The following is a 20,896-nucleotide window of genomic DNA, read 5'->3' on the forward strand; positions in this document are numbered from 1 at the left end:
GGGTCAAGCCCGGCCATGACGCGCGGCGATTGGCCTCACCCCGCCTTGCGCTTGTTCTGCCGGTTGGCGATCAGGTCGTCGACCACCGCCGGATCGGCCAGCGTCGAGGTGTCGCCGAGCGCGCCGAACTCGTCCTCGGCGATCTTGCGCAGGATGCGGCGCATGATCTTGCCGGAGCGGGTCTTGGGCAGTCCAGGCGCGAACTGGATCAGGTCCGGCGAGGCGATCGGGCCGATCTCCTTGCGCACATGCGCGACGAGCTCCTTGCGCAGCGCTTCGCTCGATTTCTCTCCCGACATCAGCGTGACATAGGCATAGATGCCCTGCCCCTTGATGTCGTGCGGATAGCCGACGACCGCGGCTTCCGAGACCTTCGGATGCGCGACCAGCGCCGACTCGACCTCGGCCGTGCCCATGCGATGGCCGGAGACATTGATCACGTCGTCGACGCGGCCGGTGATCCAGTAATAGCCGTCGGCATCGCGCCGGCAGCCGTCGCCGGTGAAGTACTTGTTCGGATAGGCTGAGAAATAGGTCTCCTCGAAGCGCTTATGGTCGCCATAGACCGTGCGCATCTGGCCCGGCCAGCTCTCGGCGATCACGAGATTGCCCTCGGCCGCGCCCTCCAGCACCTTGCCCTCGGCATCGACCAGTTCCGGCTTGACCCCGAAGAAGGGCCGCGTCGCCGAGCCCGGCTTGAGACGGGTCGCGCCGGGCAGCGGCGTGATCATGATGCCGCCGGTCTCGGTCTGCCACCAGGTGTCGACGATCGGGCAGCGGTTGTCGCCCACCACGCGATAATACCATTCCCAGGCTTCCGGATTGATCGGCTCGCCGACCGAGCCGAGCAGGCGCAGCGACTTGCGCTTGGTCTTCTTCACCGGCTCCTCGCCGGCGCCCATCAGCGAGCGGATCGCGGTCGGCGCGGTGTAGAAGGTGTTGACCTTGTGCTTGTCGACCACCTCCCAGAAGCGCGAGATCGTCGGATAGTTCGGCACGCCCTCGAACATCAGCGTCGTCGCGCCATTCGCCAGTGGGCCGTAGACGATATAGCTGTGGCCGGTGACCCAGCCGACATCGGCCGTGCACCAGTAGATCTCGCCGTCATGGTAGTCGAAGACGTATTCATGCGTCATCGACGCGTAGACGAGATAGCCGCCGGTCGTGTGCAGCACGCCCTTCGGCTTGCCGGTCGAGCCCGAGGTATAGAGGATGAAGAGCGGATCCTCGGCCTTCATCTCGGCCGGGGGACAATGCCCTGAGACTTTCGCCGCCTCGTCATGATACCAGACGTCGCGGCCATCCTTCATCGCGACCTCGCCGCCGGTGCGCTTGACCACGATGACGGTCTTGACCGGCGCCTTCTCAGCAGCGGCGTCGACATTGGCCTTCAGCGGCACCTTGCGGCCGCCGCGCAGGCCCTCATCGGCGGTGATCACGACATCCGAGGTCGCGTCCTCGATGCGGTTCGCCAGCGAATCCGGCGAGAAGCCGCCGAACACCACCGAATGGATCGCCCCGATGCGCGCGCAGGCGAGCATCGCATAGGTCGCCTCCGGGATCATCGGCATGTAGATCGTGACCCGGTCGCCCTTCTTGACGCCCTTGGCCTTGAGCACGTTCGCGAACTTGCAGACCTCGGTATAGAGCTGCCCGTAGCTGATCTTCTTCGACTCGGAGGGGTCGTCGCCCTCCCAGATGATCGCGGTCTGCTTGGCCCGGGTCGCCAGATGGCGGTCGACGCAGTTGAAGGCGACATTGGTCGTGCCGTCCTCATACCATTTGATCGAGACCTTGCCCGGCTTGTAGCTGGCGTTGCGGACCTTGCTGTAGGGCTTGAACCAGTCGATCCTTTTGCCCTGCTCGGCCCAGAACTTGTCCGGATCCTTGATCGAGGCGGCGTACATCTTCTTGTACTTGGCGTCGGTCAGATATGCCTTCTTGGCCCAGGCCGCCGGCACCTCGTAGATCTTCTCGGACATGGTAGGCATCTCCCCAGACTTGGGCCGCCGGCGAACCATCGGCGACGCGGCTCAAGGCATAGCGACCGGATTCCCGGTGCACAATGGCCGCTTCTTGCGAATTGGCCGCATCATAGGACGGGAGGAGCGCCCGACAAGCTGGCAAAGCCTCCCACTTTGGTGTCACAGACTTTCGGCGAGGAGCCCTGTCGGTCGCGGAGAAGCCGTTTGAGAATTCGCTGGCGTGAGTCGGCTGGCTCGGCGGACGAGAACCGGAGCGGAACGTACATCGGTACGTGAGCACCGGAAGCGCAGGCTGTCGCGTCAGACGGCCGCGCCAGTAGAATTCGCAGATGGCTTCTACAATCCGCCCATCTTGCAGACGATGTCCCATTCCTCGTCGGTCACCGGCTGTACGGAAAGCCGGAACGAGGTCACCAGCGACATCTTGGCGAGCTTCGGCTCGGCCTTGACCGCGACCAGCGTCACCGGCCTTGGCAGTGGCTTCACCGCCGCGAAATCGACCAGCACCCAGGGCTCGCCCGGAATCCAGTTATAGGCCTCCTTGATGACCTCGACGATGCCGACGATCTCGAGCCCCTCGTTGGAATGGTAGAAGAAGACCTGGTCGCCCTTCTTCATCGCCATCAGGTTGAGCTTGGCGGTGTGGTTCTTCACCCCATCCCAGGCCGTGCCCTTGGCGCCGGCCTTGACCTGCTGGTCCCAGGACCAGGCGGAGGGTTCGGATTTGATCAGCCAGTGAGCCATTATTCGCCATCCTCTTCCTGCAGCGGCACCGGCGTGCGCGAGGCCGCCTCGCCCTGCTCGTTCCAGAAGCGCACCATCTCGCGCGTCAGCGCGGCGTAATCCTGTGGGCTGAGCTCGACGCGCACCTCGGCCTCGCCGAAGGGCAGCACCAGCACGAAGCGATGCGTGTCCTCGCGGCGCCGGCGGCGCAGCTCGATCACCCGCTGCGCGATGCGCCCGGCGAGCGGCACCGGCTGGCTCTCGGCCACGAGCTCGGCCCCCGTGGTCTTGCGCACCTCGGCGATGCCGCGCGCAACGCGCTTCGTCAGGTCGGACCAATCGTTCGCCATCGCCTCCTCCGCAACTCCCGGGTCAGGGCCGGATCTCGACCGGCGTTCCCTCCGGAACGCGGGCCCATATCTCCCGAATCTCGGCATTGGTGACTGCAACGCAGCCATCCGTCCAGTCGCGTTCGCGATGCAATGCGCCGAGCCAGCCGAGGCCGTTGCGAATGCCGTGGATCATGATGTCTCCACCAGGAGAGACGCCGGCGCTGCGGGCCGCGTCACGCGCCTGCGCATCCGGATAGGAGATGCGCAGCGCGAGATGGTAGCGGCTGCCCGGATGCTTGAAATCGACGGTGTACACTCCTTCCGGCGTCCGCCCGTCGCCCTCGCGCTCCTTCTGCCCGACAGGACTGGAGCCGAGCGCGACCGCGTATTGGGCGAGCGCTCGCCCATCGCGCTCCAGCGTCAGCCGCCGCGCCGCCTTCTCGATCACGACACGCGTCGCCTGCTCGTTTGCGGCCGCGAGAGCCGGCTCCGTCCGCAGAACCTGTGTGAACTCCAGCCCGAAGGCGAGAATGAGCCCGACGCACAGCAGCGCAGCCCCACGCTTGAGCATCGTTCCGCCCACGCTTAATTCTCCGCCCGGATCGGCCGCGCCAGCAGACCGGCCACGGCCTCGCGCACGCCGACCTTGCCCGCAATGATCGCTGCGACAGCCGCCGCGATCGGCGTCTCGACCTCCCTGGCCCGGGCCATCTGCGTCAGGATCGCGGCCGTGAAGGCACCTTCCGCCAGCTTGCCGCCGGCGGCCTCCTCCAGAGACTTGCCCTGGCCGAGCGCCAGGCCATAGGCGAAATTGCGCGATTGTGCCGAGCCACAGGTCAGCACCAGGTCGCCGAGCCCGGACAACCCCATCAGCGTCTCGGCCTGCCCGCCATAGGCCTCGCCGAAGCGGCGCAGCTCCGCGAAACCCCGCGCCACCAGCGCCGCCCGTGCGCTCTCGCCGAGCCCGAGGCCGATGGCGATGCCGGCCGCGATGGCGAGCACATTCTTCGCCGCGCCGCCGATCTCGACGCCGCGCGGATCACCACTGTGATAGATGCGGAAGGCCGGCGAGCTCAGCGCCCCGGCGAGATGCCGCGCCAGAGTTTCGTCGGCACAGGCCAGAGTCACCGCCGTCGGCAGCCCGCGCCCGATATCGGCCGCGAAGCTTGGGCCGGAGAGGATCGCGGGGATGGCAGCCGGCCAGACCTCGCCGATGATCTCGGTGGTGAAGCGGCCTGTCGCCTGCTCGATGCCCTTTGCCGCCGAGATCGCCGGCAAACCGGCTGGATGCGCCTCCGCCACCGCCTGCGCCACGCCCCGCAAATGCTGCGTCGGCAGTGCCAGGATGAGTGCCTGCGTCCGGTCGAGCGCCGCGAGCGAGCTCGTCGCCGTGATCGTTTCGGGCAGCGTCACGCCCGGAAGCCGCGGCGCCTCGCGTCGCTCAGCGATGGCCGCGACCGTCCGCTCGTCGCGTGCCCAGAGCAGGACGCGCCGCCCGGCGCGGGCCGCCGCGACAGCGAGCGCGGTGCCAAAGGAACCGGCGCCGACAATACCGATGGTCGAGAACTCGGCCCCGCCGCTCATCCCTGCGGCCTGAGCTCGTCCAGTGGCCAGCGCGGCCGCGCCACGGCGCTCATGTCGTCGATCATGCCGAGCCGCAGCCGCTCCAGCCCGGCCCAGGCGATCATCGCGCCATTATCGCCGCAAAGGTCCAGCGGCGGGGCAACCATCGGCAGGCCGGCCTCGGTCGCCAGCCGCGTCAGCCCGCGCCGGATCGACTGGTTGGCGGCGACGCCGCCGGCGACGACCAGCGTCGAGGGGGTGATGCCCTGGGCCCGGCACGCGCGCAGGCCCGCCCGCGTCCGGTCGACCAGCACATCGACGATCGCGGCCTGGAAGGACGCACAGAGATCTGCGACGTCGCGGTCCGAGAGCGGCGCAATCCGCTCCGCCACCAATCGCACCGCGGTCTTCAGGCCGGAGAGCGAGAAATCGGCATTGGACCGCCCCGCCATCGGCCGCGGGAACTCGAAACGCTCGGAATCGCCCTTCGCCGCCTCGCGCTCGACCGAGGGACCGCCCGGATAGGGCAGGCCGAGCATTTTTGCGATCTTGTCGAAAGCCTCGCCGACCGCATCGTCGATCGTGCCGCCGAGCTTCAGATAATCGCCGACGCCGCGCACCGCGAGCAGCTGGGTATGCCCGCCCGAGACCAGGAGCAGCAGATAGGGAAAGGCGAGATCGTCGGTCAGCCGCGCCGTCAGCGCATGCGCCTCGAGATGGTTGATCGCTATGAAGGGCCGCCCCGTCACCAGCGCGATCGCCTTGGCCGTGGTCAGGCCGACCATGACGCCGCCGACCAGGCCCGGTCCGGCCGCTGCCGCGACCGCGTCGATCTCCGACGGCTTCAGTCCCGCCGTCTCGAAGGCGCGCCCGACGATCCGGTCGATCGCGTCGACATGCGCGCGCGCCGCGATCTCCGGCACGACCCCACCATAGGCGGCATGCGCGGCGATCTGGCTCAGCACCTCGTTCGACAGGATCTTGGTCTCGCCCGAGCGCTCGACGGCGACGATCGCAGCCGCGGTCTCGTCACAGGTCGTCTCTATCCCCAGCACGCGCATGATCGGTCGACAGGTCTCGGTAAGGAATTCGGAAGGGCGGGGCGGCGAAGCTGCGGCGCTATCACATCGCGCTTTCCTTCCTATAGTGCGGCTAGAAGCATAAGGCCAAGAGGCTGATGCGCCGCCTTCAGGCGGTCAAGGTTGGGGTTAAGACACAAAGGCATGAGTGAGATCGCTTCGCTTCACGAACGGCAGCCCGGCCGCTTCGTCATCGGCACGCGCGGCAGCCCGCTGGCGCTGGCGCAGGCCCATGAATTCGCCGAGCGCCTGGCAGGCGCGCATGGCTGGGCCAAGGCGGAACTGCCGCTCGACATCATCCGCACCACCGGCGATGCGATTCGCGACCGGCCGCTCTCCGAGGCCGGCGGCAAGGGCCTCTTCACCAAGGAGATCGACCAGGCGCAGCTGCTCGGCCGCGTCGACTATGCCATCCATTCGGCCAAGGACCTGCCGACGACGCTGCCGGACGGGCTCGTCATTGCCGGCTATCTGCCGCGCGAGGACGTGCGAGACGCGCTGATCGCGCGCGGCGCCGCGGGAATCGCCGACCTGCGGCAAGGCGCCATCGTCGGCTCGGCCTCGCTGCGGCGCCAGGCCATCCTGAAGCGGGCAAGGCCCGATCTCGAGATCGTCCTGCTGCGCGGCAATGTCGGCAGCCGGCTGGAGAAGGTCGCGGCCGGCACGATCGACGCCACCTTGCTCGCCCTTGCCGGGTTGAAGCGGCTCGGCCTCGCCGACAAGGCCAGCGGCATCCTGGCCATCGAGGATTGCCTGCCGGCCGTCGGCCAGGGCGCCATTGCGGTCGTGACCCGCAGCGAAGACCCTGTCGCCACCGAGGCGCTGGCCCCGATCTTGTGCCGGGAGACCGGCATCGCACTCGCGGCAGAGCGAGCCTTCCTCGGCGAGCTCGACGGCTCCTGCCGGACGCCGATCGCCGGCCACGCCACGGTCGCGGGCGAGCGCTTCCATTTGCGCGGCCTGCTGCTTGCGCCCGATGGCAGCGCTGCCGTCGAGGACAGCATCAGCGGCCCGGTGGCCGAGGCGGCAGCGCTCGGCGCCGAGCTCGGCCGGTCGCTGCGCCGGCGCGCGCCCGCTGGCATCTATTCATGAAATCGCTCTATCGTCGAAGCCGGACGCCAGCATAGGAGGCCGCATGCGCGTATTCGTGTTCAGACCGCAGGCGGATGCCGAACGCAGCGCCCGGGCGCTGAGCGCGCATGGGCATGAGCCGATCGTGACGCCGCTCTTCGATATCGTCCGCCGCGCCGACCCGGCCCCGGACGGCAGCTTCGCGGCGCTGGTCCTGACCAGCGGCAATGCGGTGCCCTCGCTTGCCGACGCGCCCGCCGCCTGGCGCGAGCTGCCGGTATTCACCGTCGGCGCCCGCACGGCCGGCAAGGTCCGTGCTGCGGGCTTCGAGGATGCGCGCAGCGCCGATGGCGACCGCAACGACCTGATCGCGCTGATCCGCCAGAACATCACCGCGCCGGCCCGGCTGCTGCTGGTGATCGGCAAGGACCATCGCGAGGATGTCCCGACCCGGCTCGGCGAAGCCGGCTATGAAGTCGTGGTCTGGACCGCCTATGCGGCCGAAGCCCTCGCAAACCTGCCCGAGGAAACAGCGGCGCATCTGCGCAGCGGCGAGGCCGAGGCCGCGCTGCATTATTCGCCGCGCGGCGCCCAGACCTTCCTCGACCTCACCCGCAAGGCCGGGCTCGGCGAAGCGGCGCTGGAGCTGACCCATGTCGCGCTTTCGGCCGAGGTCGCGGCGCCGCTGATCAGCGCCGGCGCCAGCACCGTTCTCGTCGCCGAGCATCCGGAAGAGGCAGCTTTGCTCGACGCGCTCGACCAAGTGTCTTCTCGCAATCGCAATATCGGAGATGCTAGAGAGGGCGCGAGCGCGCCGGCTGGCGTCGAGACGGATAGGGACGCGATGAGCGAGCCGGACAAACCATCCACGCCGCGCGGGCGCGCCAGACGCACGCCGCCGACGATCGAGCTCAAGGCGAAGGACGATACTCCCGCGGCGACGGCCGAATCGGCCTCGCCTGTCGAGACGGAAGCGGCAGCGGAAGCCCTGCTGCCGACCGAGGCCCTGCCCCAGGAAGTGCCAACCGCCGGCGACGTGCCGCTGATCGACCCCGCCAAGTCGGCGGATGGCCCCGATACCGCCCAGCCCGGCCCCGCGGCCGCGACACCGGAGCAGCCGGCGCTACCGCGCCTGCCCCTGCCGGCGCTCGCCTTGGCCGGTCTCGTTGGCGGCGTCATCGGCGCCGGCATCGTCCTGTTCGCCTTCGGCCGCCCCGATACCGATACGAGCGCCCGGCAGATCGCCGATCTGCGCACCCGCATCGACGCCCTGCAGAGCGCCGGCACCAACTTGCCGACCCGCGCCAATCTCGAGGCGCTCGAACGCAAGACCGACGCCGCCCTGCAGGCCGTCGACCGCAGGGCCAGCTCCGCCGCCGATGCAGCCGTCAAGGCGGGAGCCGAGGCGCAGGCCGCCGCCTCTCGGCTGGCCGAGCTCGCCAACGCCCCGCAGCAGGCGCAGACGCCCGACAACAGCGCTGCGATCAACGCCCTGACCCAACGGCTCGGCTCGGTCGAGGCGCTCGCCAGGACCGCCGCAACGCCCACCCCGCAGGCTCTGGCCGCGGCGCGGATCGTCCTGGCCGAGCGCATTCAGAACGCCATCGCCTCCGGCCAGCCCTTCGCCGGCGATGTCGCGGCCCTCGCCAAGGGCGGCGGCGCGCCGGAAGGGCTCGCTGCGCTCCAGACCGTGGCGACAACCGGCGCTGCGACGCAGGCCGCGCTGCTCACGCAGTTCCGTGACCACCAGATCATGTTCGTGCGTGAGACGACGCCGGAGGCGGCAAGCTGGCAGGATAAGCTGCTCGGCCTCGCCAGCCGGATCGTCAGCGTGCGCCCGGTCGGCGATACCGGGGACAATGACCCCGGTACCTTGGTGATTCGGCTCGAAACGGCCATCGCCCGCAACAATATCGGTACGGCCGCGACGCTCTGGACGCAATTGCCAGAGCCGGCGCGCCGCGCCAGCGCCGCATTCGGCGAAGCGCTCCAAAAACGTGCGGCGGCAGATGCCGCCATCGCCAAGATCGCGCAAGATGCGGTCGCCGCGCTCGGCGCCGGCGGCTGACGGGGGATAGAGTCCGATGGTTCGCGTATTGCTCTATCTGTTCGTCATCGCCCTCCTCGCGGTCGGAGCGGTCTGGCTCGCCGACCGGCCCGGCCAGGTGCTCGTCGTCTGGCAAGGTCTCGAGTATCGCAGCACCGTCGCGATCGCGGCGATCGCCGTCGTCATACTCGCCTTCCTGGTGATGATCGCCTGGACGCTGATCCGCTTCATCCTCGGCCTGCCCTCGGCCTTCAGCTTCGCCTCGCGCTCGCGTCGCCGGGCGCGCGGCTTCGAGGCCGTGTCGCGTGGCATGGTCGCGATCGGCGCCGGCGATCCCGTCGCCGCCGGCCGCTATGCGCAGGATGCGCGCAAATTCGCCGGCAACGAGCCGCTGACCCTGCTGCTGGAAGCGCAATCCGCCCAGCTTTCCGGCGATCGCGGCCGGGCCGAAGCCGCCTTCAAGGCGATGCTGGAAAAGCCGGAGACGCGCGTGCTCGGCCTGCGCGGTCTCTTCGTCGAGGCGCGCCGCCGCGGCGACATGGCCGCCGCCCGCGCCTTTGCCGATGATGCCGTGCGCCGCTCGCCCTCGCTCGCCTGGGCCAATGACGCGCTGCTCGATTTCCACACCAGCGCCGGCGATTGGCAGGCTGCCCGCACCGCCGTCGAGCGCCGTGCCGCGCTGCGCCTCGCCGAGAAGGCCGAGGCCAAGCGTCAGCGCGCCGTGCTGCTCGCCGCCGAGGCGCTCGATGCCAAGGGCCGCGAGCCCGAGAAGGCGCTTGCCGCCGCGCTGGAAGCGGTCAAGCTCGCACCCGGGCTGACGCCGGCCGCCGCTCTTGCCGGCCGCATGCTCTCCGAGCGCGGCGATGTCCGCAAGGCAGCCAAGCTCCTGGAAGCTGCCTGGCGCGAAGCCTCGCATCCCGATATCGCCGCCGCCTATCTCGATGTCCGCCCCGGCGACAGCGCCCAGGACCGGCTCTCCCGGGCCGAGACGCTCGCCAAGCTGCGCCCCTCCGATCCGGAAGGCGTGCTGGCGCTGGCCGGCGCCGCCATCCACGCCCGCGACTTCGCAAGGGCGCGCAAGGTGCTGAAGCCCCTGCTCGCCGGAGGCGCCTCGGTGCGCGCCTGCCTGCTGATGGCCGAGCTGGAAGAAGCCGAGCACGGCGCGGCCGGCAAGGTCCGCGAATGGCTCTCCCGCGCGACCCGCGCGCCGCGCGACGCCGCCTGGGTGGCGGATGGGCTGGTCTCGGATCAATGGCTGCCGGTCTCGCCGATCTCCGGCCGGCTCGATGCCTTCGTCTGGACCGTGCCGCCCGCGACGCTCTCCAGCACCGGCCCGACCATCGAGGATGACGTCCTGGCCGATCTTGACGATCGCTCGGCCCCGCTGCTTGAAGCCAAGGCCGAGACGGTGACGCCGATCGTCGAGCCCGCCCCGGCCCCCGTGCAGCAGGCACCGATCGTCGTGACGGCGCCGGAACCGGTCGAGACGCCGCCTGCGCCGAAACCAGAGGCCAAGCCGGAGCCGGTGCCCGCCGCCAAGGTCGAAGCCAAGCCCGAGCCCGAGCCCGCGCCTGTCACCGAAGCATCGAAACCTGCGCCCGCCCCCGCGGCCCAGCGCGAAGCTCGCCCGTCTCCGGTGATCTTCCCGGTCTCGCACGCGCCTGATGATCCCGGCCCGGAAGAACCGCAATCTGAGGAGGCCGCGAAGGGCCGGTTCAAGCTGTTTGGCTAGAGCATCGGCCCGAAACGTGAATCACGGTTTTCGGGAAAGGCCGATGCGGGAACACGAAACTCGATCGTCGGGCCGGAAACGATATTCGGTCCGATGATCTGAGCCCGCGCTCTGCTTTCCCGGTTTCGGCCTTCGAAATGGGGTGCGGAGGACCGTCGCGCCGCTTATAGCGTAGCCATGAAATCCGATCCGATCGCGCCCAGTTCCGAAGGCACCACCCTCTTCGTCACCGCCGAGCAGGCCGGCACCCGCCTCGACAAGGCGCTAGCCCTGCTCGCCGGTGAGATTTCGCGCGCGCGGCTTCAGCAGGTGATTCGCGAGGGCGGCGTGCGCCTGAACGGCGCTGTCGCCAGCGATCCCAGCCGCAAGGTCGCCGAGGGCGATGCGCTGGCGCTGATCATGCCGGAGGCCAAGCCGGCTGCCCCGATCGGCCAGGATATCCCGCTCGATGTCGTCTACGAGGACGAGTACCTGATCGTCATCGACAAGCCGGCCGGTCTCGTCGTCCATCCTGCCGGCGGCCATGAGGATGGCACGCTGGTCAATGCTCTGATCGCCCATTGCGGCGACAGCCTCTCCGGCATCGGCGGCGTCAGGCGACCGGGCATCGTGCACCGGCTCGATAAGGATACGAGCGGCCTGCTCGTCGTCGCCAAGACCGACAAGGCCCATCAGGGCCTGGCCAAGCAATTCGCCGACCATGGCCGCACCGGCCCGCTCGAGCGCGCCTATCTCGCGCTGGTCTGGGGCGCGCCGCGCCGAATGCACGGCACGATCGACGCCCCGCTCGAACGCTCCAACCGCAATCGCGAGAAGATGGCGGTTGTGTCGGAAGGTCGCGGCCGCGAGGCGATCACTCATATCAGCCTGCTGGAGCGCTATCCGGCCCTTCTCAAGGGCCATGAGGAGCAGGAAGCGCTGGCAAGCCTGATCCAGTGCCAGCTCGAGACCGGCCGCACCCACCAGATCCGCGTGCACCTGAGTCATATCGGTCACCCCCTGCTCGGCGACCAGCTCTACGGCTCCGGCTTCGCCACCAAGGCCAGCCGCCTGTCCGAAGGAGCCCGCGAGGCGCTGGCCGCGCTCGGCCGCCAGGCGCTGCATGCGGCCGTGCTCGGCTTTGCCCATCCAATCACGCAGGAAGAGCTGCATTTCGAGTCGGAACCACCGGCAGACTTTGCAAAACTGCAAGCGGAACTCGCGGGTCTGTGAGCCAATCTGGCTCGTTTGCCCACTTTCCGCCTTTCTCCATTCGCATATAATGGGATTCTGGGATGCGGATGGCTTAAGGGGCGCCGCGCTGCCGGAACCGACCCGACCGCCAGACGGTTCATCAGTTGGTTCGGGCACATATCCAAGACTTGCGCGAGGGTCCTTCGCGCGGTTGGCCTGCCGCGAAGCGGGGGCCAGGAAAGGAGAACGAGCATGGCGATTGCATCGCTGCCCGTGATGTCCGCCGAGGGCGGACTTTCAAGATATCTCGAAGAGATCCGCAAGTTTCCGATGCTGGAGCCGAGCCAGGAGTACATGCTCGCCAAGCGCTGGCGGGAGCATGGCGACCGTGACGCGGCCCATAAGCTTGTGACCTCTCACCTCCGTCTCGTCGCCAAGATCGCCATGGGCTATCGTGGCTACGGCCTGCCGATCGGCGAAGTCGTGTCCGAAGGCAATGTCGGCCTGATGCAGGCCGTCAAGCGCTTCGAGCCCGACAAGGGCTTCCGGCTGGCCACCTATGCGATGTGGTGGATCAAGGCCTCGATTCAAGAGTACATCCTGCGTTCCTGGTCGCTGGTGAAGATGGGCACCACCGCGAACCAGAAGAAGCTGTTCTTCAACCTGCGTAAGGCCAAGAGCAAGATCTCGGCGCTGGGCGAGGGCGACCTGCGTCCCGACCAGGTCAAGCAGATCGCCACCAAGCTCGGCGTCAACGAGCAGGATGTGGTCGACATGAACCGCCGTCTCGGCGGCGACGCCTCGCTCAACACGCCTCTGCGCGAGGAGGGTGAGGGCGAATGGCAGGACTGGCTCGTCGACGACAGCGACAGCCAGGAGCGCCGCCTCGCCGAATCCGAGGAGAGCGACAACCGCCACACCGCGCTGCGTGAGGCGCTGACCGTGCTCAACCCGCGTGAGCGCCGGATCTTCGAGGCCCGCCGCCTCGCCGATGATCCGATCACGCTGGAGCAGCTTTCGGAGGAGTTCGGCGTCTCGCGCGAGCGCGTCCGTCAGATCGAGGTCCGCGCCTTCGAGAAGGTTCAGGACGCGGTCAAGAAGGCGCTAAGCCGGATCGAGGCGCCACGCGCCGCCCTGCCGGCCGCGTAAGCGCCGGCACAGATGCAGGAATACGAAGGGGGCGGTTTCCGCCCCCTTTCTTGATCAGTATAGCGGCTGCAAGGGCTGCATCGGCAGCCGAAGCGGCCCGAGATAGAAGCGGCCATCCCGCAGGACAAGCGGCGGGATCGGTGTGAGCCCGGGCGTGCTGCTCGCCTGCGATTGCCGGTTGCCGAAGAGTCCGCCGAGCCCGGACATCAGCCCGCCGACCTGCATGCCGCCAATGCGGTCGATCCCTGCGACGGCGGCATTGATCTCGCCGGCTGCGCGATGCGCGGAGTCGAGCATCAGGCGTCCGCTCGCCTCGGCGCGCACCGCCCCTTTCACCGATGTGAGCTTGGTCAGCTCGAACTGGCCTCCGGCGGCGCGCCAGGTCTCGAGCGAGTCCGGATTGAAGCCGCGCCGGAATGCCACCGACTGCGTCACGCTGGCCTGCAGGTCGAGATCACCCGGCTGGGTATTGCCGAGCAGCTCGTCCAGCCGGGGCAGGACCGATCCTTTGGCGCTGATCGCGATATCCATCACATTGTCGGTGGCGGGCCGCGTCGGGTTGCGCCTGAGATGGACCTCGACCTCGGAAGCCCGCCAGGTCTCGTCGGCGCTGCCGGGCAGGCTCAGCACCGCATTCGGCTCGGCCATCACCATGGACAGGCGCTCGAAGCCGGACAGCGTCAGCGCGACGCTGGCCTCGAATTGCTTCCAGCCAAGGTTCAGCTTGCGGCTCTCCGGCAGATTGGCCTGGAGCGGGCCGGTGACCTGCAGGATCGCGAGGCCCGGCGTATAGATCTGGCCGATGGCGACGCTCGGGCCGGTCTGCACGTTCACCGCATCGCCCCAGCGCGCCGAGGTCAGGGTCAGCGACGAGCAACGCACCTCGATCCGGAACGGATAGCCACCGAGGCTGCGGTCGGCGCAGGTCCAGTTCCGACCGGCCTGCGCCTCGCGTGCCAGCGCGTTGTCGAGCGTCTGCGACACCTGCCCCTGCACATAGAACCAGAAGCCGGACCAGCCGGCGGCGACCAGCACGATCAGGACGAAGGGCGCGTAGAGCCAGAAGCGGCTGCGGCGGCGCACTGGGATGGGGGCGGTCATGCAGGCCTGATCCATTGCGTGAATGCGCCGGGATTGTTAGCTCCCGAGCAGGATGAGCGCCAATACGGCGCGGATTGCGCTCCATCAAGCAGGGCCTCACGGCCAAATTGTGGGATGACGATGATTGCGGATGCAGGCGCCGGCGATCTCTGGGTCTTCGGCTATGGCTCACTGATCTGGCGGCCGGGCTTCCCCTTCGAGGAGAGCGTCGCGGCCAAGCTGAACGGCTATCACCGCTCGCTCTGCGTCTTCTCGCATGTCCACCGCGGCACGCCGGAGCGGCCGGGCCTGGTGCTCGGGCTCGATCGTGGCGGAACCTGCCGCGGCCTCGCCTTCCGCGTCGCCGCCGATCATGCCGATCAGACCATCGCCTATCTGCGCGAGCGCGAGCAGGCGACCGCGGTCTATCTCGAGCGGCATCTGCCGGTGACGCTGGAGGACGGCCGCAAGGTCAAGGCCCTGGTCTATGTCGCCGACCGCAAGCACCTGCAATATGCCGGGCGCCTGCCGGCGGCCGAACTGCTCAAGCTGGTGAGGCAGGGCCGCGGCAGCTCGGGCGAGAACCCCGACTACGTGCTGCGCACCCATGACCATCTGCACAAGATGGGGATTTTTGATCCGGTGCTCGCACAGCTCGCCGAGGAGCTGGCGCCCGGACTGACGCACCCGCGCCCGCCGCTTTAGATCATCGGACCGTCATGGTCGGGCAAGCTTTCCCAGCGGCCGACATTTGGGCGGCTTCAACGTCCGGCTCGCCGAGCCGTTTGGTCAATCCCCTCGGCAATCGTCCGATAAAGCGCGGGCGGTAAATCATGCGCCATGCCGTCGATCAGCATGAGCTCCGCATTTGGGATCGACATGGCGGTGTCCCTGCCGCAGGCCGGTAGAACGAGCGGATCGTCAATCCCATGCACGATGAGGGCTGGCACCGTGATGGCAGCCAACCGTGAACGACGGTCACCGGTGACAGCCATCGCCGCGATCTGTCGCCCGGTGCCGCCGGGGTCGTAGGCACGCCGGACTTCTTCCAGAACGAGCAGACGGTGAGCCTCGCCGTCGAATAGGTACCGAGATCCGGAGATGCGTTGCGCGAAGTCGAGGCTGTGCGCCAGAAACCCCGGCTCGTCGGAGAAAGGATTGGGTGCGGGGCGCGTCATCATCGCCATGATGTCGGGCGCGGCTTGCGGAAGCTCCGGATTGCCCGTGCTCGACATGATCGACGTCAGGGACAGGACCCGCCCGGGATGCTCGCTTGCCATGATCTGCGCGACCATGCCGCCCATCGAGCGACCGACGACATGCGCCCGATCAATGGAAAGACCATCAAGCAGGCCGATTGCGTCCGCAGCCATGTCATGGAGGCTATAGGGAACGCTTGGTCGTCGTCCCGCCATGAGCATAGCCGCCAGGGCGCCGAAATCGGGCGGAGGGCATTGGCTGAAATGCGTCGAACAGCCTGCGTCACGGTTGTCGAAACGGATCACGCGGTAGCCGCGCGCCGCGAGTTCTTCGCAGAACGGAGCCGTCCATCGAATCATTTGCGTGCCCAACCCGGCAATCAGCAGGATCGCTTCGTTGGTCTTGTCGCCGAAGCTGTCATAGGCCAGTTCGATACCGTTGGCGTGCACAGTGTTCATGGTCGGGTGAAGCCGGAGGCTGGAGTTCATTCAAGGGAAGGCGCGTGTCCTCGACCTTGTGGCCCCTCTCACGGCGCTTTCTTTCCGCGATCCAGCTTGTCGCGCGAAGCGTCTTTCGGGCCGAACGCCAGATGCAGGACATGCGCCCGGATGTCGTCCGGCCACGCCGCAATCCATTGCGCCAGCCTGGAGCGATCATCAGCAAAGAGGGCGCGGGTCGCCTCCTCATAGCCCGGTAGATCACCGGCTATCGCCAGCATGAAGTGATAGGCCGCCTCCTGGGCGGCACGGCGCTGCTGTCGCGTTCCGCCGGTCCGCCGCGCCTCGTCCACCAGCCTTCTCAGAGAGGCGGACGCACCGCCCGGCTGTTCGGCCAGCCAATCCCAATGTCTCGGCAACAATGTCACCTCGCGCGGGACGACCCCCAGTTTTGGCCGTCCTCGACCTCTCGCTTCGGAAATCTCATCCTTCGCGAGCTCGGACATCTCGCCTGGGCGGGGCCGATAGTGCGCGGCAGACGTCTGGGGTGGCCGGGATAGCCTCTCGATAATGTCGGCCTTGGTGCCGCGTAGATCCAGATCGATCACGCGGCCTGTCATGTCGTCGAAGACAAGGATCATGATCGAAGGGTCTCTTTCTGTTGCCGCTTTGACGGCAAGAGCCACTTCGATCAGCGGGCCGGACGACAATTGCCGCTGGCCGCCAAAGGCCGTGCAAGGTTTCGAGAGAGGGTTGGACATGCGCATGGCACCAAGGATCGATGACATTTAATACCCGGATAAAAATCTTGCGTCAATAATACCCGTGTAATATTGATCCCGAGGATCCTTCTGAGCGAGACGACGCCGCATCGTGTCGCGACGGGTTGAAAGGAGTGACGGGATGCAGCGCGAGGCACGCAGGGCAGCCATTGCTGCCTACAAAGAACGTAAGATCGTCGGCGGAATCTATCTGGTTCGCTGCGAGACGTCGGGCGAAGCGTGGGTCGGACAATGGCCCGACATCGAGACCATCCAGACCCGCCTATGGTTCACGCTGCGACAGGGCGTGAATCCTCACAAGAAGCTGCTCGAGGCTTGGCGCAGACATGGCGAGGCACAATTCAGCTTTGAGGTCCTGGAAAAGCTGGAAGATGAAGAATCGCCTTACATACGCGCCGCGAAATTGAAGGAACGAGCTTCCTATTGGCGCGAAAAATTGGTCGCAAACGCGGTTTGAGCGTCGCGACCATTGTTTCTCGTCATGCTCGCCCAAAAAGGCGAGCATGACGGCAAGGCCCATTGGAACTCGGGACCTCAGACCTCCGGCATCAGGTCGAGCAGTGCGGCGCGGCGGGTGAGCCCATCCTCGGCCAGCAGATGAACATGGATCTCGGTCGCGCCTGCCATCGCAACCGAACGGCGCCAGCGGGTCAGGGCGGCCTCGATGCCGAAGGGCCCGCTCTCGCGCGCGGCGATGATGCGCCGCTCGGCCGAGACCGCGAGCAGCACCGCGTCGCTGAAGCCGAGCGCGTGATCATCGGTGATCGAGAAGACCGAGGCGACAAAGCGCCGGCCCGAGCGGCCGCGCCAGGCGGTGAAGCGGCGCTCGGCCAGCCCCGCCGTGCTCCGCAGCGGCATTTCGCGCGCGACGGGCTCCTGAACGGCGTCGAAATCCAGCGAGATCTGATAAGCCAGGGCAGCCATTGCGTTGCTCCTTTGTTCTCGAACAAAATGAGAACGAAGCAGCCGCAAGTCAAGTGCGCCCCTGTCAGGACATGTCAGCAGGCCCCCGCCTCAGGCGCCCTTGTATCCGAGCGCCGCGAGCTCGGCCCGGCCAATGGCGAGCAGCCGGTCGCTTTCCGTCTCGATCCGCTGCTGCAGCAGGGCCTGGAACTCTTCCTTCGGCAAGCCGGGCTGAATCGGTTCCATGATCGTGACTCGGATCGTCCCCGGCCAGCGCAGGAAGCCGCGGCGTGGCCAATACAGCCCGGAATTGAGCGCGACCGGCACGCAGGGCACGCCGAGATCGTGGTAGAGATGCATCACGCCGGTCTTGTAGGCCGGCGGCGCGCCGGCCGGACGGCGCGTGCCCTCCGGGAAGATCAGCAGCTGGCGGCCCTTCTCGCCGAGCTCGACGCGCGCGCGCCGCATCACGTCGACCAGCGCCTTCGAACGCGCACCGCGATTGACCGGGATCATCCTGAGCTTCTTCAGGCACCAGCCGAACAACGGAATCCAGGTCAGCTCGCGCTTCAGGATGAAGACGGGGTCGCGGACGATGGTCACGAGCGCCAGCGTCTCCCAGGTGGATTGGTGCTTCGCCGCGACGATGATGCCGCCCGGCGGGATGTTCTCGAGTCCAGTGAACTCGTAACGCAGCCCCACAACGACGCGCAGGAGCCAGAGCGTGCTCCTGACCCAGGCGGTGGCAATGGCAAGCAGGTAGCGCGGCGGCAGCAGGATCGACGGCACCGCCGCGAAGATCAGCCACAGCGTCAGGTTGACATAGAACAGGCCGGTGATGAGGAGAGAGCGTAGCGCGAGCATGGCGGGCAAAGAGCCCGGCGCGCGGCCCGCGTCAAGCGTTGTCGGGGCAGTTCAGCCCGGGCGCTGGCCAGCCTCGGCCCGGCTCCGCTTTTCATGCGCCGGTCCGAGCGCATCGGGCGGCTTCGGCGAGACCGGCTTGCGCCCGCCGACGATCACCGACAGCCGCGAGGTCTCGGGATCGTCCTCCAATGCGCTGCGCAGCTTTGAAGCGAGGTATTTGGCATATTCCGGCACGAGCACCTTCGCGGTGCGCCATTCGTTCCACCAGCCGGACGTATCGATCTGCTCGGTCACGACCGGATGCGGCACGATGCGCACGCCCGGCATCGCATGGCGGAATTCGGCTGCCGTGCGCGGCATGTGATAGTTCGAGGTCACCAGCAGCAGCGAGCGGAAGCCGTGCTGGCGCACCCAGCGCCGGGTCTCGATCGCGTTGCCGATGGTGTTGCGGGCGCGATAGTCGAGATCGACGCAGCAGGCGAGCAATTCGCGCGACGAAGGATTGAGCTTGGCCAGTTCCTCGCGGCCGGTCTTCTCATTGACGCCGCTGATCAGCAGGCGCGAGCCGCGATCGGCGCCGAGCAGGCCGATCGCATCGCCGATACGCTGCGAGCCGCCGGTGACGACCACGATCGCATCGGTGCGCGGCACCGAAACAGGTTCGCGTGGCTCGAGCCCCGAGGCGAAGCGGACATAGCCGATCACGAAGCCCGCTATCAGCGCCAGGCCCACCGCAAGCATCAGACGCAGGACCCAGGCCCTGACGGAGCTCTTCCTGGCCCGCGCAGCTGGGATGGCCGCGCTGTCGCCCGTGCCTATCGCCAGTTCCCCATGCCTTTGCCTGCTTTCGGTCATCGCCATGTCTTGCCCAACTAAACCGGCATTCGGGCATAAGAGCGGCATGAAAAGCCCGCCCGGCCCTAGAGCTTAACGGTTTATGTCAGCACCCCCAGATAATGTCGCACGGTGAAGCGCGAGACCAACCCGGCGATCGCGGCGACGATGACCGCCACCAGCAGCACCACCGCATAGCCGGACCAGCCGATCTCGAAGGCGCCGAACAGCGCCTGGAGCTGCTCCGATTCCGGCGCCGCGCTCCAGCGCGAGGTGAACCAGCCGAGCAGCGCAATCGCGACGATCGCTGCGAGACCACCCGCCCCGCCGCCTTTCAGGCCGAGCCGGACGAAGCGGCTCTGGAATTCGCGGGCGATGAAGGCGTCGTCGGCACCGACGAGATGCAGCACCTCGACGCTGTCGCGGCTGCCCGCCATCGCCCCGCGCGTGGCGAAGGCGATGGCGAGCGCTGCCGCCGTCAGCACCAGCAGCACGGTCGCGACGCCCGCGAGAATGATCGTATTGGCCATCGTCGAGAGCCGCCGCAGCCAGAGCCGATGATCGTCCAGGCTCGCAGTCGGCACCTCCCGGCGCAAGTTGTCCTTGAAGGCAGCAAGATCGGCGCCTGGCGCGCCTTTCAGCCTGAGCACGATCAGCCGCGGCACCGGCAGCTCGACGAGGTCGAGCCCGGCGCCGAGCCATGGCTCGAGCAGCTTGTCCGACTCGGCCTTGGGGACCGCCCTCACCTCGCCGATGCTGGCGACGCCCTGGGCCATCTCGACGGCGCGGGCGACATCGGCCTCGATATTGCGGCGCGAATCCGGACGGACCTGGATCGTCATCTCGTTGGCGACGGCGCCGCGCCATTGCTCGGAGGCCCGCGCCGTCAGCACGGCCGCGCCGGCGCTGAGCGAGGCGAGGAAGGTCAGGATCGCGATCACCGCGACGAGCGCCCGCCCGGCGGCAGAATCGACCGGTACGAGCGGCTGGTCGCGCCTCAGGTTCGGCGGCAGGCCGCGCTCGCCCTGCTCGCTGTCGTTCTCCTCCGTCTCAGGCGTCGACATGCAAATGTCCATCGGCGAGGACGAGGCGCGGCGCGTCGTAGAGCTCCATCAGCGCGAGATCATGGGTGGCGATCACCACGGCGGTGCCGAGCTGCTGCAGCTCCATGAACAGCCTGAGCAGGCGCCGGCCGAGATTGGGATCGACATTGCCGGTCGGCTCATCGGCGAGCAGCAACTCCGGCCGGCCGATCAGGGCGCGCGCAATCGCGGCGCGTTGTTTCTCGCCGCCGGAAAGCACGGTCGGCACCGCGTGCATGCGCTCGCCAAGCCCGACCCAGCGCAGCAGCTCGACGACCTCGGCGCGATAGCTCGCCTCCTCCTTGCCGAGCACGCGCAGCGGCAGTGCCACGTTCTCATAGACGGTGAGGTGGTCGAGCAGGCGGAAATCCTGGAAGACCACGCCCATGCGGCGGCGGAAGGCGGTCAGCGTCGCCGGATCGAGCCGCGAGACGTCCTGGCCGAAGAGGTTGACCAACCCGCGCGTCGGCTTCAGCGCCATCAGGATCAGCCGGATCAGCGTCGTCTTGCCCGCGCCGGACGGCCCGGTGAGATATTGGAACGAGCGTGGCGCGATGCTGAAGTTGATATCCTTCAGCACCTCCGGGCCCATGCCATATCGCAGGCCGACATTCTCGAACCGAACCAAGCCTTGTTCCCCAGCTCTCTCTTCAACCCGCCTGCCGGCTATCCCCCGAATCCCCGACACGATCCTACACCGCAAGCCGCGATGGACGGAAAGCCCTGCAAGGTCAGTTTGACCAGCATGGGGCAGAGTTCTTCACGAGGCGTTAACCATAACTTGCGCCAATGGCGGTCACGCGCCCGTCCGCGTGGCTGAAGGCTTGAACCGTCCCTCGTCGCGGTGAAGGCTGGCAGCG

21 protein-coding genes are annotated in these 20,896 nt (G+C 67.7%); 7 read left to right on the top strand and 14 right to left on the bottom strand.

What is annotated here, in order from left to right; all coding sequences use genetic code 11:
* Window positions 1–35: 35 nt before the first annotated feature.
* The 6 genes from acs to tsaD form a co-directional block, all read right to left on the bottom strand.
* Window positions 36–1,982, bottom strand: coding sequence for an acetate--CoA ligase (gene acs, locus EV560_RS10755; protein ID WP_131855753.1), 1,947 nt, complete (start codon window positions 1,980–1,982; stop codon window positions 36–38).
* A gap of 339 nt (window positions 1,983–2,321) precedes the next feature.
* Complete coding sequence (locus EV560_RS10760; RefSeq protein WP_131855754.1) at window positions 2,322–2,729, bottom strand: EVE domain-containing protein; 408 nt, start codon at window positions 2,727–2,729, stop codon at window positions 2,322–2,324.
* Window positions 2,729–3,058 (bottom strand): hypothetical protein, encoded by a 330-nt coding sequence (locus EV560_RS10765; RefSeq protein WP_131855755.1) that lies wholly within the window; start codon window positions 3,056–3,058, stop codon window positions 2,729–2,731. The genes EV560_RS10760 and EV560_RS10765 overlap by 1 nt, the downstream gene beginning before the upstream one ends.
* Before the next feature lie 22 nt (window positions 3,059–3,080).
* Complete coding sequence (locus EV560_RS10770) at window positions 3,081–3,611, bottom strand: L,D-transpeptidase family protein (RefSeq protein ID WP_131856198.1); 531 nt, start codon at window positions 3,609–3,611, stop codon at window positions 3,081–3,083.
* Window positions 3,612–3,625: 14 nt separating this feature from the next.
* Window positions 3,626–4,624, bottom strand: coding sequence for an NAD(P)H-dependent glycerol-3-phosphate dehydrogenase (locus tag EV560_RS10775; RefSeq protein WP_131855756.1), 999 nt, complete (start codon window positions 4,622–4,624; stop codon window positions 3,626–3,628).
* Window positions 4,621–5,664 (bottom strand): tRNA (adenosine(37)-N6)-threonylcarbamoyltransferase complex transferase subunit TsaD, encoded by a 1,044-nt coding sequence (tsaD, locus tag EV560_RS10780; RefSeq protein WP_131855757.1) that lies wholly within the window; start codon window positions 5,662–5,664, stop codon window positions 4,621–4,623. The genes EV560_RS10775 and tsaD overlap by 4 nt, the downstream gene beginning before the upstream one ends.
* Before the next feature lie 162 nt (window positions 5,665–5,826).
* On the opposite strand from tsaD, the gene hemC reads away from it, so the two are divergent.
* From hemC to rpoH, 5 genes are all read left to right on the top strand, one after another.
* On the top strand, window positions 5,827–6,774 hold the full coding sequence (hemC, locus tag EV560_RS10785; protein WP_131855758.1) for a hydroxymethylbilane synthase: 948 nt from the start codon (window positions 5,827–5,829) through the stop codon (window positions 6,772–6,774).
* A 43-nt stretch (window positions 6,775–6,817) separates the two neighbouring features.
* The gene (locus EV560_RS10790) at window positions 6,818–8,821 is read left to right on the top strand and encodes a uroporphyrinogen-III synthase (protein WP_165923410.1); all 2,004 of its coding nucleotides are present in this window, start codon (window positions 6,818–6,820) and stop codon (window positions 8,819–8,821) included.
* Window positions 8,822–8,837: 16 nt separating this feature from the next.
* Window positions 8,838–10,532 carry a heme biosynthesis protein HemY gene (locus tag EV560_RS36680; RefSeq protein ID WP_131855760.1) on the top strand — a complete coding sequence of 565 codons (1,695 nt, stop codon included), beginning with the start codon at window positions 8,838–8,840 and terminating at the stop codon, window positions 10,530–10,532.
* Between the two features lie 177 nt (window positions 10,533–10,709).
* Complete coding sequence (locus tag EV560_RS10800; RefSeq protein WP_131855761.1) at window positions 10,710–11,744, top strand: RluA family pseudouridine synthase; 1,035 nt, start codon at window positions 10,710–10,712, stop codon at window positions 11,742–11,744.
* Between the two features lie 213 nt (window positions 11,745–11,957).
* On the top strand, window positions 11,958–12,854 hold the full coding sequence (rpoH, locus tag EV560_RS10805; RefSeq protein WP_131855762.1) for an RNA polymerase sigma factor RpoH: 897 nt from the start codon (window positions 11,958–11,960) through the stop codon (window positions 12,852–12,854).
* Between the two features lie 54 nt (window positions 12,855–12,908).
* Here the strand turns inward: rpoH and EV560_RS10810 are convergent, their stop codons facing one another.
* The gene (locus EV560_RS10810; RefSeq protein WP_165923411.1) at window positions 12,909–13,955 is read right to left on the bottom strand and encodes a DUF2125 domain-containing protein; all 1,047 of its coding nucleotides are present in this window, start codon (window positions 13,953–13,955) and stop codon (window positions 12,909–12,911) included.
* Window positions 13,956–14,075: 120 nt separating this feature from the next.
* Here EV560_RS10810 and EV560_RS10815 point away from each other — a divergent pair, with 120 nt between their 5' ends.
* Complete coding sequence (locus tag EV560_RS10815) at window positions 14,076–14,639, top strand: gamma-glutamylcyclotransferase (protein WP_207907990.1); 564 nt, start codon at window positions 14,076–14,078, stop codon at window positions 14,637–14,639.
* A 56-nt stretch (window positions 14,640–14,695) separates the two neighbouring features.
* Here EV560_RS10815 and EV560_RS10820 read toward each other — a convergent pair whose 3' ends face one another.
* A complete protein-coding gene (locus tag EV560_RS10820; protein WP_131855764.1) occupies window positions 14,696–15,592 on the bottom strand; it encodes an alpha/beta fold hydrolase in 897 nt (298 codons plus the stop codon).
* Between the two features lie 68 nt (window positions 15,593–15,660).
* A complete protein-coding gene (locus EV560_RS10825) occupies window positions 15,661–16,332 on the bottom strand; it encodes a DUF2239 family protein (RefSeq protein WP_131855765.1) in 672 nt (223 codons plus the stop codon).
* A gap of 142 nt (window positions 16,333–16,474) precedes the next feature.
* Between EV560_RS10825 and EV560_RS10830 the strand changes: the two genes are divergently transcribed.
* Window positions 16,475–16,810 carry a GIY-YIG nuclease family protein gene (locus EV560_RS10830; RefSeq protein WP_131855766.1) on the top strand — a complete coding sequence of 112 codons (336 nt, stop codon included), beginning with the start codon at window positions 16,475–16,477 and terminating at the stop codon, window positions 16,808–16,810.
* 77 nt (window positions 16,811–16,887) lie between these two features.
* Here the strand turns inward: EV560_RS10830 and EV560_RS10835 are convergent, their stop codons facing one another.
* From EV560_RS10835 to ftsE, 5 genes are all read right to left on the bottom strand, one after another.
* Window positions 16,888–17,277, bottom strand: a complete 390-nt coding sequence (locus EV560_RS10835; RefSeq protein ID WP_131855767.1) for a hypothetical protein — start codon at window positions 17,275–17,277, stop codon at window positions 16,888–16,890.
* Between the two features lie 90 nt (window positions 17,278–17,367).
* The gene (locus EV560_RS10840) at window positions 17,368–18,120 is read right to left on the bottom strand and encodes a lysophospholipid acyltransferase family protein (protein ID WP_131855768.1); all 753 of its coding nucleotides are present in this window, start codon (window positions 18,118–18,120) and stop codon (window positions 17,368–17,370) included.
* Window positions 18,121–18,171: 51 nt separating this feature from the next.
* Window positions 18,172–18,861 carry a YdcF family protein gene (locus EV560_RS10845; RefSeq protein ID WP_248311990.1) on the bottom strand — a complete coding sequence of 230 codons (690 nt, stop codon included), beginning with the start codon at window positions 18,859–18,861 and terminating at the stop codon, window positions 18,172–18,174.
* 194 nt (window positions 18,862–19,055) lie between these two features.
* Window positions 19,056–20,018: a cell division protein FtsX gene (locus tag EV560_RS10850; RefSeq protein ID WP_131855770.1), complete on the bottom strand. Its 963-nt coding sequence runs from the start codon at window positions 20,016–20,018 to the stop codon at window positions 19,056–19,058.
* Window positions 20,005–20,664, bottom strand: a complete 660-nt coding sequence (gene ftsE / locus EV560_RS10855; protein ID WP_131855771.1) for a cell division ATP-binding protein FtsE — start codon at window positions 20,662–20,664, stop codon at window positions 20,005–20,007. The genes EV560_RS10850 and ftsE overlap by 14 nt, the downstream gene beginning before the upstream one ends.
* Window positions 20,665–20,896: the final 232 nt, after the last annotated feature.

Origin of the sequence: Allobosea sp. BK604, from assembly GCF_004341515.1 — a bacterium.
GTDB lineage: Bacteria > Pseudomonadota > Alphaproteobacteria > Rhizobiales > Beijerinckiaceae > Allobosea.

What these genes read in the sequence shown, in the direction of transcription:
- acs (WP_131855753.1), bottom strand. Translation starts at nt 1,982, where the DNA reads ATGTCCGAGAAGATCTACGAGGTGCCGGCGGCCTGGGCCAAGAAGGCA.
- EV560_RS10760 (WP_131855754.1), bottom strand. Translation starts at nt 2,729, where the DNA reads ATGGCTCACTGGCTGATCAAATCCGAACCCTCCGCCTGGTCCTGGGAC.
- EV560_RS10765 (WP_131855755.1), bottom strand. Translation starts at nt 3,058, where the DNA reads ATGGCGAACGATTGGTCCGACCTGACGAAGCGCGTTGCGCGCGGCATC.
- EV560_RS10770 (WP_131856198.1), bottom strand. Translation starts at nt 3,611, where the DNA reads ATGCTCAAGCGTGGGGCTGCGCTGCTGTGCGTCGGGCTCATTCTCGCC.
- EV560_RS10775 (WP_131855756.1), bottom strand. Translation starts at nt 4,624, where the DNA reads ATGAGCGGCGGGGCCGAGTTCTCGACCATCGGTATTGTCGGCGCCGGT.
- tsaD (WP_131855757.1), bottom strand. Translation starts at nt 5,664, where the DNA reads ATGCGCGTGCTGGGGATAGAGACGACCTGTGACGAGACCGCGGCTGCG.
- hemC (WP_131855758.1), top strand. Translation starts at nt 5,827, where the DNA reads ATGAGTGAGATCGCTTCGCTTCACGAACGGCAGCCCGGCCGCTTCGTC.
- EV560_RS10790 (WP_165923410.1), top strand. Translation starts at nt 6,818, where the DNA reads ATGCGCGTATTCGTGTTCAGACCGCAGGCGGATGCCGAACGCAGCGCC.
- EV560_RS36680 (WP_131855760.1), top strand. Translation starts at nt 8,838, where the DNA reads ATGGTTCGCGTATTGCTCTATCTGTTCGTCATCGCCCTCCTCGCGGTC.
- EV560_RS10800 (WP_131855761.1), top strand. Translation starts at nt 10,710, where the DNA reads ATGAAATCCGATCCGATCGCGCCCAGTTCCGAAGGCACCACCCTCTTC.
- rpoH (WP_131855762.1), top strand. Translation starts at nt 11,958, where the DNA reads ATGGCGATTGCATCGCTGCCCGTGATGTCCGCCGAGGGCGGACTTTCA.
- EV560_RS10810 (WP_165923411.1), bottom strand. Translation starts at nt 13,955, where the DNA reads ATGACCGCCCCCATCCCAGTGCGCCGCCGCAGCCGCTTCTGGCTCTAC.
- EV560_RS10815 (WP_207907990.1), top strand. Translation starts at nt 14,076, where the DNA reads ATGATTGCGGATGCAGGCGCCGGCGATCTCTGGGTCTTCGGCTATGGC.
- EV560_RS10820 (WP_131855764.1), bottom strand. Translation starts at nt 15,592, where the DNA reads ATGAACACTGTGCACGCCAACGGTATCGAACTGGCCTATGACAGCTTC.
- EV560_RS10825 (WP_131855765.1), bottom strand. Translation starts at nt 16,332, where the DNA reads ATGTCCAACCCTCTCTCGAAACCTTGCACGGCCTTTGGCGGCCAGCGG.
- EV560_RS10830 (WP_131855766.1), top strand. Translation starts at nt 16,475, where the DNA reads ATGCAGCGCGAGGCACGCAGGGCAGCCATTGCTGCCTACAAAGAACGT.
- EV560_RS10835 (WP_131855767.1), bottom strand. Translation starts at nt 17,277, where the DNA reads ATGGCTGCCCTGGCTTATCAGATCTCGCTGGATTTCGACGCCGTTCAG.
- EV560_RS10840 (WP_131855768.1), bottom strand. Translation starts at nt 18,120, where the DNA reads ATGCTCGCGCTACGCTCTCTCCTCATCACCGGCCTGTTCTATGTCAAC.
- EV560_RS10845 (WP_248311990.1), bottom strand. Translation starts at nt 18,861, where the DNA reads ATGCTTGCGGTGGGCCTGGCGCTGATAGCGGGCTTCGTGATCGGCTAT.
- EV560_RS10850 (WP_131855770.1), bottom strand. Translation starts at nt 20,018, where the DNA reads ATGTCGACGCCTGAGACGGAGGAGAACGACAGCGAGCAGGGCGAGCGC.